Genomic DNA, 15367 nt, shown 5'->3' on the forward strand with positions numbered 1-15367 from the left:
TTCTCGTATCGCAATGCCAACTATCTCACCTTTGTGGCGGTTAAGCGCACCCATTCTTCTTGCTCGGCGATGGGATCAAACTCAAACCATGGTTCGTAAGCAGCCATAACCGATTTGGCCTGCACCGATAAAATCCCGGATAAGCACAGTTTGCCGCCAACTTTGGTCATGGCATTTAACGCCGGTGCCAGTTCGGCCAGTGGCCCAGCGAGAATATTGGCGAGCATTACATCCACTTTTACGGCAGGGCAGTTCGGTGGTAAATAGACGGGCATGGCATCTGCAGGCAGATTGTTGCGCTTGGCGTTTTCCGTGGTGGCGAGCAGTGCTTGCGGATCTATATCGACACCAATAACGCGTTTGGCGCCCAGCAATAAAGCAGCAATACCTAAAATGCCCGAACCGCAGCCGTAGTCCACTACCTCAAGTCCGTTAAAGTCCTGCTGGTCGATCCACTGCATACATAAAAATGTGGTGGGGTGGGTGCCGGTGCCAAAGGCGAGGCCTGGGTCGAGCATCAGGTTGACTTTGTCTGGTTCTGGCGGCTGTTGCCAGCTCGGGCAAATCCACAGGCGCTCACCGCAGCGGATCGCATGATAATTGGTCATCCACTCGCGTTCCCAATCTTTGTCCTCCAGCTGCTCCCAATAGTGTTCGGGCAGCGGGTTGCCAAAGCGTCGCTCGGCGATGGTGATCGTCTTGGCGGTATCGATTTCCGCATCAAACAGGCCGGTGATTTTCACACTGTCCCACAAGGGGGTTTCGCCCAAACCCGGCTCGAGAATGGGTTGGTCGGCATTGTCTTGTAGTGTTACCGATGCAGCACCACACGCCAGTAATGAATCCTCAAGGGATTCGGCATAGCGGCGCGAGGTGATAATTTTGAGTTGCAGCCAGGGCATAGGAATTCTGCTCTTGGTGATAAAGGAATCTGATTTTCGGGGGCTAAACGTAAAAGGGCGCGATAAATCGCGCCCTTTAGTCATCGGCTGATATTACTCAGCCAATTTTTTCTCAAGGTAGTGAATGTTCACGCCGCCTTTACGGAATTCAGTATCGCGTACCAACATCTGCTGCAGCGGAATGTTGGTGCGGATACCGTCCACAATGGTCTCATCCAGTGCGTTGCGCATACGGTTCAAGGCGATCTCGCGGGTGTCACCAAAGGTGATGATTTTGGCGATCATGGAATCGTAGTTTGGCGGCACTGTGTAGCCGTTGTACAGGTGTGAATCCACGCGTACACCCAAGCCGCCGGGGGCGTGAAAGCCTTTAACCAAACCAGGGCAGGGCATAAAGGTTTTTGGGTCTTCAGCGTTGATACGGCATTCAAACGAGTGGCCGCGAATAATCACATCGGACTGCTTGTATGAAAGTGGTAAACCTGAGCAAACGCGAATTTGCTCTTTGATCAAATCGATGCCGGTTACCATTTCTGAAACCGGATGTTCCACCTGGATACGGGTGTTCATCTCGATAAAGTAGAAGCGGCCATCTTCGTACAAAAACTCAAAAGTACCGGCGCCCTTGTAACCAATATCGATACACGCTTTTACACAAGCGGCGTAGGTTTCCTCGCGGATTTCTTGTGGAATGCCGGGTGCGGGTGCCTCTTCCAACACTTTTTGGTGGCGGCGCTGCAGTGAGCAGTCGCGATCACCTAAGTGGATGGCATGACCCTGGCCGTCAGACAGGATTTGTACTTCTACGTGACGCGGATTTTGCAGGAATTTCTCCATGTACACAGTGCCATCGCCAAATGCTGCTTTGGCTTCACCCTGAGTAACATGGATGGAGCTGATCAGCGCTGCTTCGGTGTGTACTACGCGCATACCGCGACCACCGCCACCAGCTGCCGCTTTGATGATAATAGGGTAGCCAATACGCTTGGCGATTTTCATGCACTCTTCGGGGTCTTCTGGCAGTGGGCCGTCGGAACCCGGAACCGTAGGCACGCCAGCTTTTTTCATCGCTTTAATCGCTTCTACCTTGTCGCCCATCATGCGAATAACCGCAGGATCCGGGCCGATAAAGGTAAAACCGCTGTTTTGCACGCGCTCGGCAAAATCGGCGTTTTCAGCAAGGAAGCCATAACCCGGGTGAACGGCTTCCGCGTCAGTGATCTCCATGGCGGAAATAATCGCCGGAACGTTCAGGTAGCTTTTGGGCGACGGGTTTGGCCCGATACACACCGATTCGTCCGCCAGGCGAACGTGTTTTAAATCGCGGTCAACCTGTGAGTGAACAGCAACAGTCTTGATGCCTAACTCTTTACAGGCGCGCAACACGCGCAACGCGATTTCGCCACGGTTGGCGATCAAAATTTTATCGAACATAAACCAAATCCTCAGCGATTAGTGAATAGGTCGCCCGCGCAAAAAAAAGGGCGTGCGACAGCCACAACAAATGGTTAGGCAATAGTCACTAGAGGCTGGTCGAATTCAACGGGGCTGCCGTCTTCAACCAAAATGGCTTCGATCACGCCAGTCTTGTCAGCTTCGATTTGGTTCATCATTTTCATCGCTTCAATGATGCAAATGACATCGCCCGCTTTAACGTGTTTGCCCACTTCAATGAATGAAGGTGAGCCTGGGCTTGGTGAGCGATAAAAGGTGCCAACCATGGGTGATTTTACCAAGTGGCCAGAGGGGGCCACTGCAACAGGGGCAGCAGCAGGTGCGGCTGCTGCGGGGGCCGCAACGGGTGCCGCCGCTGCGGGAGCGGGTGCCGCAAAGCCTTGCGGTGCAGTGAAGTATTGAGTAGTGCCACTGTTGCGTGCGATACGCACAGATTCTTCGCCCTCTTTGATTTCCAGCTCGCCGATATTGGATTCTTCGAGCAGCTCGATCAGTTTTTTAATTTTGCGAATATCCATAGTGTCCTCTTTGGCAACATTAGGTTGTTGGTTGATATTGAATTGGGCCCGATAAATAGGGTGCTATTTGATCAGGGTGAAAGCAGCTTGCAGCGCCAGGTCGTAACTGGTGGCGCCAAATCCACAGATGACGCCTTGGGCGACATCAGAGAAATAGGAGTGGTGGCGGAAGGTCTCGCGCTTGTGCACGTTGGATAAGTGCACTTCGATAAACGGAATGCCAACGCCAAGTAACGCATCGCGCAGTGCAACGCTAGTGTGGGTAAAGGCGGCGGGGTTGATGATGATGAAATCGACACCTTCTTTGCGTGCATCGTGAATGCGATCAATTAATTCGTATTCGGCATTGCTTTGCAGGGTTTGCAGGTGGTGGCCGGCATCAAGCGCGGTTTGGGTCAGGTTACGGTTGATGTCTTCCAGTGTGGTGGCGCCATAGATGCCTGGTTCGCGCAGCCCTAAAAGGTTCAGGTTGGGGCCGTGAAGTACCAAAATGGTTGCCATTGACTGTGATCCTGCAGTGATATTCTGTTTTTGTGCACGAACTCACCAATATCTGGCGAGTCTCGGCCTGTCTGGATTGAAAGTGAGAAGAGTTTGCCGCAAAAACCGGGATCTGTCCACGATAGCAGCGAAATTTTGTTGAGTTGGCAGAAAATGCCAGCATGATTGAAGAAGTTAGTCAGGGTGATGCTAAAAAGCGGCACTTAAATAACACTTTTGCATGATTATCCCCGCATCATGCCCCCACGATAGCGGCACGATGCGGGAAGTTTTGTAAAGTTGACGGTAAGTGCTGCTAATTTCATCAAAAAGTATGAATTTATGGCCTATCTTCGCCTTTCAAGGTGTTGATAACCAACTCTTTGGTGAGTAGTTGGGGTAATAACTGGCCTTTGCCCGCGTGGTTGGCCGGAAACCAGAGGTATAGAGGAACGCCGCTGCGGCCATATTCTTGCAGTAACTCGGTGATTTTGGGGTCAGTATTTGTCCAGTCACCTTTAATGGTTGCCACATTAAGCTCATCAAATACGGCTTCCACAGCAGCTGTGTCCAGTGCGATTCGTTCATTGGCCAGACAAGTGAGACACCAATCTGCCGTCAGGTTTACAAATACCGGGCGGCCTTGGCTGCGTAAGTCCGCCAGTAGTTCGGGGCTGTAAGGTTGCCAGCGTCCTTGGGGCTGCGCTTGGTTGTTTAGGGCGGGTGTTTGGAAAATGAATGCAAGAGCGATAATCCAACTGGCCACAATCGCCAAACGGCGCAGCCAAAGCCATAAACCGGTGGTATGGCGGCCTGATAACCAGCAGCCAAAAGCAATCAGCACGGCGCCAATGCACAAACTTGCCATACCGTTAACGCCTGTCTGGCGACCATAAACCCACAGCAGCCAAATCGCACTTAGGTACAGGGGGAATGCTAGCAGCTGTTTCAGGTTGTCCATCCACACGCCAGGTTTGGGTAGGCGGTTAGCCAAGGCAGGCAGGTAGCACAAGAGCAACAGCGGTAGTGCCATACCAAAACCCAGTGCGGCAAAAACAGCAATACAGACCAGCGGTGGTTGTGTGAGCGCAAACCCGAGTGCGGCACCCATAAACGGAGCGGTGCAAGGGCTGGCAACTACGGCCGCCAATACGCCGGTAAAAAATGAACCGCTCAAGCCAGATTTTTGTGTTAATCGCTGGCCGGCGCCCATCAAACTACCGCCAAAATGAATCAGTCCGGACATGCTCAAGCCCATCACAAAAAATAAATAGGCCAGTGCGGCAATTAACCCGGGCGATTGCAATTGAAAGCCCCAGCCCACCGCTTCACCACCTTTGCGTGCCAGAATCAACGCGATGGCAAATCCCACAAAACAGACCACAATACCCAGCGTGTAAACCCAGCCGTGCAGTGCTAACCGGCTGCGATCGGCAGCCGCAAGGCTCATCACCTTAATAGATAGCACCGGAAAAACGCAGGGCATCAGGTTCAGAATCATGCCGCCTAACAAGGCGAGCAGCATGGCTTGCAGTAGCCAGTTTGAATCTGTTGTCGGCGTGTCGGTAGTGGCTGGATTTGTTGGAGCTATTAATGGTGCGGTAGGGATTTGCTCCGTCACGGTCAATGCAACAGGGTCAACTTTCAAGGTAAGTTTTTGCGGTGGATAGCAGAGGCCAGCATCGGCGCAGCCTTGGTATTCCAGCTTCAGCGTAAAAGATTGTTGAATTGCGCTGATATCAAATGCCGCACTGACTTGTTGGTAGTGCACCATGGTTTCGCGCTCAAACAGCTCGTCATACTTCATTAGCCCAGGGCTGTAACGCGGGGTTAACTCAATATCCTGATCGGCTTTAAACTTGAAGCGCTCTTCGTAGAGGTAGTATCTATCTGCAATAGTCCAGCTTAATGTCAGCTGTTCGCGGGATATCTCGAAGCTCGGTTTGAATGCCTCGGCAACCGGCAAAAATTCATCCTGTGCGCCCAGCAGGCTATTGCTGTTGTTAGTGCTGGTGTTTTTAGCAAAGGGATCCTGGGCATAAGCAGGCGCAGCAAATGCGATAACACTGGCGAGCAGCAGGGCGATGACGCCAGTGCAGTTCGGGAATTTGATAAATGGGTGGCGAGTCTTTTGCATTCTCATATACATGGAAACGTATCTTGATCAAATTGGCTGGGGAGTGCCCAGGTTCTGGTGTCCTTGGGCGCGACTTACAGTAACATACGCAGCCTTCTAGACAATCGGTAATCGCAATCATTCTATGCGATGTTCGATTTTTCTAACGCAACACACAACTCATCTTTCAGTACAGAGAAAAGGCGTTATGTTTAATTTTGTTGGTCGCAGTGCATTGTGTATGGCAGTGTTTTTCAGCCTCAGTGCCTGTCAGCTTCCTTTTTATGCGAATCAGAAAAAACCCGCTCCTGTAGCACCTGCGCCAGTAGCACCACCGGTTCCGGTGATCACCAAAGAGCAGCAGGTGGTTCGCATGCTGCTACTCAATGGGGAGTACACCCTGTCGCGCGATCAATTGCTCACGCCTGCCAATGACAACGCTTATGATTTTTTCCATGCAGTGTTAAAACTCGATCCCAACAACCAGCGCGCCAAGGGTGGGTTGCAGGGCATCGTTATGCGCTATGTAGATCTGGCTCGTCAGGCTGCAGCCCGCGGCAACTACACCCAAGCGACGACCATGCTCAACAATGCCCGTATCGTCGACCCGAACAACTTGTTAATTAAGGAGGTTTCGGCGGCGCTTACCGAGCAAATTAAATCCGCGCCACCCGTAGAGCCTTATCGTGGCGGTGCCAATGAATTTTTATTAGAAGCCAGCTTGCTGGGAAAAGATGATCCGCAAATATTGGCGCGCATCAATGAGATTGCACAACAGCTCAAAGCAACGAATAGCCTGGCCATGATTATCGCCCGCAGTGATGTAGAGGGGCGCTGGATCTATCAAAAAATGCGCGACGCCTTGCCGGGCTATCGCGTGCGTGGCGACATTAAATTAGGCGGCCCACCGCGGGTGCAGCTGGTGTCATCGGCGCAATAATTTCAATTTAAAAGAGCGCATTGGCGCTCTTTTTTTCTTTGTTCAATTTTCATCGGGTAATTGCTGGGTTATTAAATGACAACATTGGATTTTCACCGGCGTTCCGCTGCCAGTGTAATAGTTTTCGATTTTGAAACTACCGGCTTGTCGCCTGATATGGGCGATCGCGCGATAGAAATTGGTGCAGTATTAATTGAGCATGGGCGTATCACTGATCGCTTCCAGCAGGTGATGAATCCTGGTGTGCGTATTCCACTGTTTATTGAAAATCTCACCGGTATCACCAATGCGATGGTAAAAGAGGCGCGCAATAATGCCGAGGTAATGAGCGATTTTTACGATTTTATCGCCGGTCACAATCTGGTTGCGCACAACGCCAGTTTTGACGAGCGGTTTCTACGCGCCGAATTCAAGCGGATCAAAAAATACTTTTCGTCAGGTATTGCCTGCAGTTTATTGGCGGCGCGCCGAATATTTCAACATGCGCCCAATCATCAATTAGCTACTTTGGTTGCCTATAAAAACTTACCGACCGAGGGTGTCTATCACCGCGCTTTGGCTGATGCAGAGGTCACCGCGCATTTGTGGTTGAGTTTATTGGAGGAGCTGCGTGCGCAGCAGGGGCTCAATGATCTATCCTTTGGTTTTATGCACCAACTAACAAAAACGCCCAAACATCAATTGCGTAAACTTTACGCGCAACACTAACAAATTGATTTCGTGCAGAGTGACGGAGAATTTATGACCCAACATTATCTTATTGGCGGCAACGGCACCCAGTCGGTGCATTTAAATCTGCGTATGGCAAATCGCCACGGTTTGATTGCCGGTGCCACGGGCACGGGCAAAACGGTGAGTTTACAGGTGCTCGCCGAAGGTTTTGCCAAGGCCGGCGTGCCGGTATTTATGGCGGATATCAAGGGCGACCTCTCTGGCCTTGCCAAAGCGGGCAAACCTCACCCTAAAGTGGATGAGCGAGTGCAGCTGATGAATATCAGCGATTACCAGCAGCGGTTATTTCCCTGTGTATTCTGGGATTTGTATGCCAAACAAGGCCATCCGGTGCGCGCCACTATTTCTGATTTTGGCCCGCTATTGCTCGCCAACTTTTTTGATTTGAATGAAACCCAAACCGGCGTGCTCTATGCCGCGTTTAAAATTGCCGATGACCAAGGCATGTTGTTGCTGGATTTAAAAGATTTACAAGCCATGCTCAATTGGATGAAGGATGAGCGCAAAAATCTGGAAGACGAATACGGCGGTTTAAGTGAGGCAAGCATTGCCGCTATTCAGCGCCGCTTGATGATGTTGGAACAGGAGGGGGCGGATGAATTTTTTGGTGAGCCAGCGCTGGACCTTAATCACCTGATGCAAGTCACTTTGGAAGGCACGGGTGTCATTAATATTCTCGATGCCACCACCTTGGTTAATCAGCCAAAACTTTATGCAATTTTTTTACTTTGGTTAATTTCCGAATTATTTGAGAATTTGCCTGAACAGGGCGATGCCGATAAACCCAAACTGGTATTCTTTTTTGATGAAGCACATTTGTTGTTCGATGGCGCACCCAAATTATTGGTGGATAAAATCGAACAAGTGGTGCGCTTGATTCGCTCCAAAGGTGTAGGGATTTATTTTATCTCACAAAGCCCTGCGGATATTCCTGATACCGTATTAGGGCAATTGGGCAATCGTATTCAACATGCATTGCGCGCCTACACTCCTAAAGATCAGCAGGTGGTAAAAATTGCTGCGCAAACTTTTCGCCCCAATCCGGCATTTTCTACCGAGGTGGTAATTACTGAATTGGGTATTGGAGAAGCGCTGGTATCGGTGTTGGATGAAAAAGGCTCGCCCACACCGGTTGAGCGGGTGATGGTTGCTCCGCCAGCATCACGTATTGGGCCGTTAACAGCAGAGGAGCGTGCAGAAGTGATGGCGCGCTCCCCTTATAAAGCCATTTACTCGCAACTGGTGGATCGCGAGTCGGCGTATGAAATTTTAAAACAGCGCGTTAACCAGCAGGCACAGATTGTGCAGCAGGAGCAGCTTCAGGCAGAGCAAGAAAAATTAAATGCACAGCAGCGCGCCGAACAAGAACGCATCGCTAAAGAGCAGCAAAAACAGCAAGAGCGCTGGCAAAAAGAACAGCTAAAAGCCCAGCAGCAAGCACAGCGTGCTGAGAGCCGACGTGAATCGGCCACTGAAGCGCTGGCAAAAAGTGCGGCGCGTGCAATTGGTAGTAATTTGGGCCGTCAAATTGTACGCGGGATTCTTGGTTCTCTGTTGGGAGGGCGACGTTAAATTACGCGTTGTGTTGTGTCGGTATTGGTTGGGTGTAGTTTGTTACCTGGTGTAATAGAAGGAGACTAATAAGAGGCTTATAGTGAAAGGAGTCAATTTTTAAGGTGTGCTTCTGCCCCGGATAGGGGCAGTATAAAAATGTTGAGGATGCAGCATGAAAAACAACAAAAAACACAGTAAAAAAATCGGTTCAGTACTGACTCGCGTTAGTCATCTCCAGTGTTATATCGGGTTTGCGTGGCTTGCTTTGTGCAGTACTGCAGCACTTGCCTCGACCACTGTATCCAGCATGCAGGATACCCATTACCTTGCGCAGGGCTGGGAGCATGAAACTCGCCAGCAACTGTCATTTACCTCTTTTGGTTCGCGGCTTATTCCCTATGACTGGTTTATCGTGTTGGAGCAAGCGAATAATCCAGCGCTATTTCGCGATCCGGCGCATATGTCGGCGCTGGGTTTTATCGTTGCTGCCGCCGATAAATATAATCCGGATGGCTTACCCATTGGTGTGGTACGCGATAAGGATAAAAAACATGGTGATTATGTTGGCCTGACTTGCGCGGCTTGTCATACCGGTCAAGTAATGATTAACGGCCAGCGTATTCGAATTGATGGCGGCCAAGCGCTGATCGATTTCACCGGGTTTGAAACAGCACTGGTAGCTGCATTGCAGGCTACGCTGGAGGATACCGAAAAATTTGCGCGCTTTTATTCCAATGTGTGCACAGCGCCGTCGGTCAGCGCCATCGCTTCAGCCTCACTTACTACCCAAGCTCTACAAGTCCAAATGCATGGGCGATTGCAGCAGTTGCAACAGCGGTTGGAAAATAACAAAACCGATGTGCCTTATGGTCATGGTCGCTTGGACGCCTTTGGGCAAATTTTTAATGCGATTGCAGTTGAAGCGTTAAATATGCCAGAAAATATTCATTCACCTAATGCACCCACCAGTTATCCGGTGATGTGGGATGCATCCCATCTGGATTTGGTGCAATGGAATGCCTCAGCACCCAATAAAGAACCTGGCCCGTTGTTTCAAAATGCAATCACTGCACTAGCGGTTTATGGCACGATTGAAATTAAAAAAGAACACTTAACCTATTCATCCTCGATTCGTATTAATCACCTTGCCGATCTTCAAAAAGCCTTTTATCAATTAACTGCACCGCGATGGCCGCAAGAATTTGCCGGGAAGTTGGATGAAACCAAATTAGTTGCCGGTAAAAAACTTTATCAACAGCACTGTGTGGAGTGCCATACACATGTCGATGCAGCAGATAAAAAACGCAAACTGCGGGCGGTACTAACGCCGGTTGCGGAGGTGGGGACGGATCCATTGATGGCGCATAATTTCAGTCAGCGCAAAGTAAAAACCGGGGTGCTGGAAGGCGAGCGCAGCATGGTGTTGGTTGGGAAAAAGTTTACTGCAGAAGCCAGTTCACTTGACCTGGTCACTCATGCGGCTATGGGGACTTTATTAAACAAACCCTGGCAAACCCTCAAAACTATTGTGCGTGAATATCATTCCAATCTTTCTGCCGATACCCCCAGTGTCGATAGCTATAAAGCTCGCCCAATCAATGGCATATGGGCCTCTGCACCTTATTTGCACAATGGCTCGGTGCCAACGATTTACGATTTACTGTTGCCCGCGGCACAGCGCCCGTCGCAATTTTATGTGGGTAATATTGAATTGGATGTAATCAAAGTTGGCCATGTTTCCAGTGCGGCTCCCGATACCAGCTTTTTTGATACAGGTCTGCCGGGCAATTCCAATGCCGGCCATGAATATGGCACGGCATTGAGTGATGAAGAGCGTTGGGCATTAGTGGAATATATTAAAAGTTTGTGAGGATGCTCAGTGGCTTTGAGTGCTGCCAGTGATGATTTGGCGCATGTCATAGCCGCTGGGTGCTTGATAAATCCGCAAATCAAATTCTGCCAGCACTGCAAAAATATGATCAAAAATATCTGACTGAATATTTTCGTAAGCCAACCATTCCGTGTTATTGGTAAACGCGTACACCTCAATGGGAATACCTTCAGCGCCGGGGCTAAGTTGTCGCACCATATGCGTCATACCCAAATGAATATGAGGATTGGCTTTGATGTAAGCGGTCAAATAAGCGCGAAAGGTTCCTAAATTCGTCAAGCGACGACCATTGACCGGGCAGCTGGTATCAACTTGATGTTGTGTATTGTAGTCGGTGATTTCCTTGGCTTTTTGTTCAATATAGTCAGTCAGTAATTTTGCTTTACGCAAACGCATTACATCCTCCTCGCTAAGAAAGTGAACGCTGGTTGCATCGATATTGATGGCGCGTTTTATACGGCGACCACCCGCTTCCGCCATGCCTCGCCAATTTTTAAATGAGTCAGCAATCAGTGCATAAGTGGGAATCGTTGTAATGGTTTTATCCCAGTTGCGGACTTTGACTGTGGTGAGGTTAATGTCCGTCACTTCACCATCCGCTCCGTATTTTGGCATTTCCAGCCAATCGCCCACCGCCAACATTTTATTGGCGGAAAGTTGAATGCCTGCTACCAAGCCGAGAATAGGATCCTTAAATACCAATAATAAAATTGCAGTCATGGCGCCAAGACCGCTAAATAAAATCACGGGCGATTTACCAATCAATAACGCCAGCGCAAAAATAATTGCCACTGTTGCGCCAATTAATTTGATGCTTTGGAAAATTCCACGTAGCGGCAGGCGACGTCCTGCAGGGTTAGTGTTTGAAATATCTTCCAGCGTATCCAGCAGCGAATAAACTGACAGCAGCCCGTAGAGTAGTACCCATAAACTGGTAATAACGGCGATGACTGGCAGGGCGCTATCATCCGCATCCAGCCAGAGGCGTGCTTGCATAAAAATAATCAAACCTTGCAAGGTAAGGGCGACGCGGGTAAACAATCTATTTTTATAAAATGAACGTTTCCACAACTGTTCTGCGCTTTTGGCATTGGCACGCAATAAACCCATCACCACTTTATGCAAGAGCCAATGAATAACAAGTGACGTAAATAAGATGACAAGAATAACGGCCGCGAGATAAGCATATTCGTTGTTTGGAATACCAAGATAATTCAAGGCGGTGTGCATTAGGTCTTTCATGTTTTTTTCTGGCTCATGTTAAGCAAGGTAATAGGGCGGTAATAATTTAGGTATATATATCCCCAAATAAATCCAGTTGGGTTAAGTACAGACGCAGATCAAATTCATATTGGTGATACTGTGGTTCCATATGACAGCAGAGTTGATAAAACGCTTTGTTGTGCTCCTTCTCTTTAAAATGTGCAAGCTCATGTACGACAATCATTTTTAAAAATGCTTCTGGTGCGGTTCTGAACACACTGGCAATTTTGATCTCGTTCACGGTTTTAAGTTTCCCTCCGTGAATACGGCTAATGTAGTGGTGTTGCCCCAGTGCATGCTGGATCACTTTTATTTTGCTGTCATAACTGACCCGGTTCAAAGGTTGGGTCTTGCCCATAAAATCCGCTTTAATTTGTTGCGTATATTGATATAGCGCACCATCAGTGCGCACTTGATGAACATTTGGGTAGCGTTTTAGTAATACCTCAGCCAGCTTTTTCTCTTCAATAAGCGTTTTCACTTTTTGCAGTGTATCGGCGGAGTAGCCGGTTAAATATTTCAGTGCTGTCATGGCGTCTTAATTAATTTTTAGAGTGATTATTCAGTTAGTGTTCATAAAGAAAAATGTTTTTGCGTTGGATCGGTGCTTTTAAAAAAACAGTGCGTTTTGCTGGGGCAGAAAAATTATAAAAATTACAAATATTTTTATCAAAAGCGGATTGATGATTGCTGCTTTTGGCGTCAATTTTAGTTGATTTGGCGACAAATATCGATTTTTTTAAAACTTCGTCACGTAATCGTGATGTTGCATTCTTTATGGCCTGATTAATGCCTTCTATATCCTGCTAGTAAACAAATGCTGATGGCATGATGAAGTACATTGCGTGGAGGGAGTATGAGCAATCTATCGGTCAATCGGGCGCTTGTTAGCCCTGTAACCTTATCAAATGAACCGCCGGTTATACGGCTTCACCATTCAAAAATCCTCGCGCTATTTCGTGCGATTGATAGCGCGCTGATCGTATCCATACTTTGGCTCGGGCTTAACATGCTAGGGCTTGAGTGGACAAATCTTTACACTACCTTTGCAATTACCGCCGTTATTGTTTTTGGTTTTTTTGCCGAGGGCAATGAAGTTTATTATTTGTGGCGCGGTCATTCCATGCTGGATTTGGCTGGTCGAATATTATTTGCCTGGCTGGTAACGGCTATTTTTATCATTCTTGCGGCGCTGGTGATTTATCCATTTAAATCCATGGAATTATTGGCGTTTGTCTGCTGGTTGGTTGCAACGCCGGTATTAATGACGGGTATGCATATTGGGCGGCGTTTGCTGCTTGCCAAATTGCGCTCTCATCCAACCGAGCCGCGCCGTGTAGCGATTGTCGGTGCCAATGAATTGGGTTTACGGTTAATCAATTCCATGAAAGTAATGCCATGGTTGGGCTACAAAGTGATTGGCTTTTACGACGATCGCTCACCCTCCCATGAAGTGGGGCGGCGTTTGATTGGCGACAATATTGAAGTAAAAGGTGGGCTTGAGCAGCTTTATCAAGATGCCCATGATGGCAAATTGGATATGGTTTTTGTCGGTTTACCAATGCGCGCTGAAATGCGCATGCGTACTGTGATTGATCGCTTGGCTGATACTACAGTATCGCCCTATGTTATACCCGATGTATTTAGTTTTGATTTGTTGCATTCGCGCCTCACGTGTTTACAGGGCATTCCCGCACTGAGTATTTACGATTCGCCACTGGTTGATAACGGTTGGGTGAAGCGTTTGGAAGATGTGGTGTTGGGCGCTGGAATTTTACTTTTATTGGCAATCCCTATGTTAGCCGTGGCGATTGGTGTGAAGGTGACATCGCCTGGTCCCGTGTTTTTTAAACAAACGCGTTACGGCATGGGGGGTGAAAAAATAAAAGTGTGGAAGTTTCGCTCCATGACTGTGTGTGAGGATGGCAATAGTGTTGCCCAAGCCAAACGCGCTGATCCACGCATTACGCCGTTTGGCAATTTTTTGCGCCGCACGTCGCTTGATGAATTGCCCCAGCTATTCAATGTATTGTCCGGCAGTATGTCGCTGGTAGGCCCGCGCCCCCACGCCGTTGCGCACAATGAATTTTATCGCGGGCAAATCAAAGGCTACATGTTGCGCCATAAAGTAAAACCAGGCATTACTGGATTGGCGCAGGTGAATGGTTTTCGTGGTGAAACGGAAACGCTGGATAAAATGTCCGGACGCATCGCGTATGACTTGGAATATATTCGTAACTGGTCAATTTTGTTGGACATAAAAATTTTATGGAAAACAATCTTTAAAGGTTTTGTTGGCGAGAATGTTTATTAATCCAGATGAAATTAAATGCTGCGCGAAAAAAATGAACACTATACCTGTCAGCGTTAAGCGGGGTATGGCGTTAATTCTGTTCGCTGGGCTGGCTAACTCAACTGCTTATGCGATGGATCGCTTTACTTTGTCGTTGGGCACGAATGAACACTGGGACAGCAATTTTGCGCGCAGTGCAGATGTGGATTCCGAGCATTACACTCACTCGGTTATTTCAGTTGCACTTAATGAGCGCCTGAGTAAACAGGATTTTTCATTGGGCGTAAGTGGCAACCATTATGCTTATGCTGAGCGTGATGATTTGGACGTAAGTTTTTATGAAGGCAATGCACGTTGGCGCAGTGACTGGAGCACACGGGTAAAAACAGATTTTACCTGGGTGCGTGATGCCTACGCGGTGGATCGCTTGGAATTTGCCGATAAAGATGTTGTTGCACGCGATAACTTTGCGGGCCAATTGACTATGGGGGTAGGGCAGCGCCTTGGATTTACTGTTGGCGCGCGGCAAGTAGCGCAAACGCATTCCAATGAGCTGCGCGAAAGTCTGGATTTTGATGATGATGAATGGTTTGTTGCCAGTACTTACACTACGGCAAATAAATCGTTTTTGAGTTTGCGTTTGCGTGAAGGTGAGCGAGTTTATGAAAACCCTTTGCCTGATGCACTTACCTCATTGGATTTTGATTATCGCCAACTGGAAGTGGAAAGTTCCTGGGCGCTGACCCGCAAAACGCAACTGGGATTTACCCTGGGGCGCTTCAAGCGCGAAGGGGAGATTAATGCCGGTACAGGTACCCAAGCCGTAGTGGATTTGGATTGGGCCGTGAGTGAAAAACTCACACTGTCCTTGAGTTACAGCCAAAGCGAACCCGCGGTGGGTGAAACCTCTGACTCGCCGGCCGATGTTCGCGCCAGCAGAATTAGCCTGGGGTGGGAGCCGTCGGCTAAATGGTCGCTCTCCATGGCGGCGGGTTACAGCACTCAGGCTTATGTGCAGCGGTTAACCGAACCCGCCCGCGACGAACACATCACGACACTCAGCCCTATCGCACTTACTTATCAATTCTCTGAAATGCTCAAGTTTCGCCTCAGTAGCCAGTGGGTGGATCGCGAATCGCCATTAGAGTATCGCGATTATGATTATGCCCAGGCAAGCCTTGGCGTCGCGCTGATACTTTAAAAATAATTTTTTAACGCTTAAC

13 protein-coding genes are annotated in these 15367 nt (G+C 48.7%); 6 read left to right on the forward strand and 7 right to left on the reverse strand.

What is annotated here, in order from left to right:
* Positions 1 to 20: 20 nt before the first annotated feature.
* The 5 genes from prmA to NNX04_RS20215 all read right to left on the reverse strand — a co-directional run bounded on the left by prmA (position 21) and on the right by NNX04_RS20215 (position 5492).
* Positions 21 to 902, reverse strand: coding sequence for a 50S ribosomal protein L11 methyltransferase (gene prmA / locus NNX04_RS20195; RefSeq protein WP_261946982.1), 882 nt, complete (start codon positions 900 to 902; stop codon positions 21 to 23).
* A 93-nt stretch (positions 903 to 995) separates the two neighbouring features.
* The gene (gene accC / locus NNX04_RS20200) at positions 996 to 2336 is read right to left on the reverse strand and encodes an acetyl-CoA carboxylase biotin carboxylase subunit (protein ID WP_007644083.1); all 1341 of its coding nucleotides are present in this window, start codon (positions 2334 to 2336) and stop codon (positions 996 to 998) included.
* A gap of 74 nt (positions 2337 to 2410) precedes the next feature.
* Positions 2411 to 2875, reverse strand: coding sequence for an acetyl-CoA carboxylase biotin carboxyl carrier protein (gene accB / locus NNX04_RS20205; protein ID WP_261946983.1), 465 nt, complete (start codon positions 2873 to 2875; stop codon positions 2411 to 2413).
* Positions 2876 to 2938: 63 nt separating this feature from the next.
* Positions 2939 to 3376: a type II 3-dehydroquinate dehydratase gene (aroQ, locus tag NNX04_RS20210; protein ID WP_261946984.1), complete on the reverse strand. Its 438-nt coding sequence runs from the start codon at positions 3374 to 3376 to the stop codon at positions 2939 to 2941.
* Between the two features lie 319 nt (positions 3377 to 3695).
* The gene (locus NNX04_RS20215; protein WP_261946985.1) at positions 3696 to 5492 is read right to left on the reverse strand and encodes a protein-disulfide reductase DsbD family protein; all 1797 of its coding nucleotides are present in this window, start codon (positions 5490 to 5492) and stop codon (positions 3696 to 3698) included.
* A gap of 187 nt (positions 5493 to 5679) precedes the next feature.
* Between NNX04_RS20215 and NNX04_RS20220 the strand changes: the two genes are divergently transcribed.
* From NNX04_RS20220 to NNX04_RS20235, 4 genes are all read left to right on the forward strand, one after another.
* Positions 5680 to 6411, forward strand: a complete 732-nt coding sequence (locus NNX04_RS20220) for a hypothetical protein (protein WP_261946986.1) — start codon at positions 5680 to 5682, stop codon at positions 6409 to 6411.
* Between the two features lie 75 nt (positions 6412 to 6486).
* Positions 6487 to 7119: a 3'-5' exonuclease gene (locus tag NNX04_RS20225; protein WP_261946987.1), complete on the forward strand. Its 633-nt coding sequence runs from the start codon at positions 6487 to 6489 to the stop codon at positions 7117 to 7119.
* A 33-nt stretch (positions 7120 to 7152) separates the two neighbouring features.
* Entirely contained in the window at positions 7153 to 8715 is a 1563-nt protein-coding gene (locus NNX04_RS20230; protein WP_261946988.1) for a DUF853 domain-containing protein, read from the forward strand.
* Positions 8716 to 8869: 154 nt separating this feature from the next.
* Entirely contained in the window at positions 8870 to 10567 is a 1698-nt protein-coding gene (locus NNX04_RS20235; RefSeq protein WP_261946989.1) for a c-type cytochrome, read from the forward strand.
* Between the two features lie 6 nt (positions 10568 to 10573).
* Here NNX04_RS20235 and NNX04_RS20240 read toward each other — a convergent pair whose 3' ends face one another.
* Together NNX04_RS20240 and NNX04_RS20245 are read right to left on the reverse strand one after the other, a co-directional pair.
* The gene (locus tag NNX04_RS20240; RefSeq protein ID WP_261946990.1) at positions 10574 to 11830 is read right to left on the reverse strand and encodes a mechanosensitive ion channel family protein; all 1257 of its coding nucleotides are present in this window, start codon (positions 11828 to 11830) and stop codon (positions 10574 to 10576) included.
* 46 nt (positions 11831 to 11876) lie between these two features.
* Positions 11877 to 12383: a M48 metallopeptidase family protein gene (locus NNX04_RS20245; protein WP_151058679.1), complete on the reverse strand. Its 507-nt coding sequence runs from the start codon at positions 12381 to 12383 to the stop codon at positions 11877 to 11879.
* A gap of 324 nt (positions 12384 to 12707) precedes the next feature.
* On the opposite strand from NNX04_RS20245, the gene NNX04_RS20250 reads away from it, so the two are divergent.
* A complete protein-coding gene (locus NNX04_RS20250) occupies positions 12708 to 14165 on the forward strand; it encodes an undecaprenyl-phosphate glucose phosphotransferase (RefSeq protein WP_007644062.1) in 1458 nt (485 codons plus the stop codon).
* A 31-nt stretch (positions 14166 to 14196) separates the two neighbouring features.
* Positions 14197 to 15345, forward strand: coding sequence for a hypothetical protein (locus NNX04_RS20255; RefSeq protein ID WP_261946991.1), 1149 nt, complete (start codon positions 14197 to 14199; stop codon positions 15343 to 15345).
* Positions 15346 to 15367: the final 22 nt, after the last annotated feature.

The sequence above is a fragment of the Cellvibrio sp. QJXJ genome (assembly GCF_024452345.1).
Taxonomy (GTDB): Bacteria; Pseudomonadota; Gammaproteobacteria; order Pseudomonadales; family Cellvibrionaceae; genus Cellvibrio.

Excerpts from the sequence above, each read along its gene's own strand:
- prmA (WP_261946982.1), bottom strand. The coding sequence starts at position 902 with ATGCCCTGGCTGCAACTCAAAATTATCACCTCGCGCCGCTATGCCGAA.
- accC (WP_007644083.1), bottom strand. The coding sequence starts at position 2,336 with ATGTTCGATAAAATTTTGATCGCCAACCGTGGCGAAATCGCGTTGCGC.
- accB (WP_261946983.1), bottom strand. The coding sequence starts at position 2,875 with ATGGATATTCGCAAAATTAAAAAACTGATCGAGCTGCTCGAAGAATCC.
- aroQ (WP_261946984.1), bottom strand. The coding sequence starts at position 3,376 with ATGGCAACCATTTTGGTACTTCACGGCCCCAACCTGAACCTTTTAGGG.
- NNX04_RS20215 (WP_261946985.1), bottom strand. The coding sequence starts at position 5,492 with ATGCAAAAGACTCGCCACCCATTTATCAAATTCCCGAACTGCACTGGC.
- NNX04_RS20220 (WP_261946986.1), top strand. The coding sequence starts at position 5,680 with ATGTTTAATTTTGTTGGTCGCAGTGCATTGTGTATGGCAGTGTTTTTC.
- NNX04_RS20225 (WP_261946987.1), top strand. The coding sequence starts at position 6,487 with ATGACAACATTGGATTTTCACCGGCGTTCCGCTGCCAGTGTAATAGTT.
- NNX04_RS20230 (WP_261946988.1), top strand. The coding sequence starts at position 7,153 with ATGACCCAACATTATCTTATTGGCGGCAACGGCACCCAGTCGGTGCAT.
- NNX04_RS20235 (WP_261946989.1), top strand. The coding sequence starts at position 8,870 with ATGAAAAACAACAAAAAACACAGTAAAAAAATCGGTTCAGTACTGACT.
- NNX04_RS20240 (WP_261946990.1), bottom strand. The coding sequence starts at position 11,830 with ATGAAAGACCTAATGCACACCGCCTTGAATTATCTTGGTATTCCAAAC.
- NNX04_RS20245 (WP_151058679.1), bottom strand. The coding sequence starts at position 12,383 with ATGACAGCACTGAAATATTTAACCGGCTACTCCGCCGATACACTGCAA.
- NNX04_RS20250 (WP_007644062.1), top strand. The coding sequence starts at position 12,708 with ATGAGCAATCTATCGGTCAATCGGGCGCTTGTTAGCCCTGTAACCTTA.
- NNX04_RS20255 (WP_261946991.1), top strand. The coding sequence starts at position 14,197 with ATGAACACTATACCTGTCAGCGTTAAGCGGGGTATGGCGTTAATTCTG.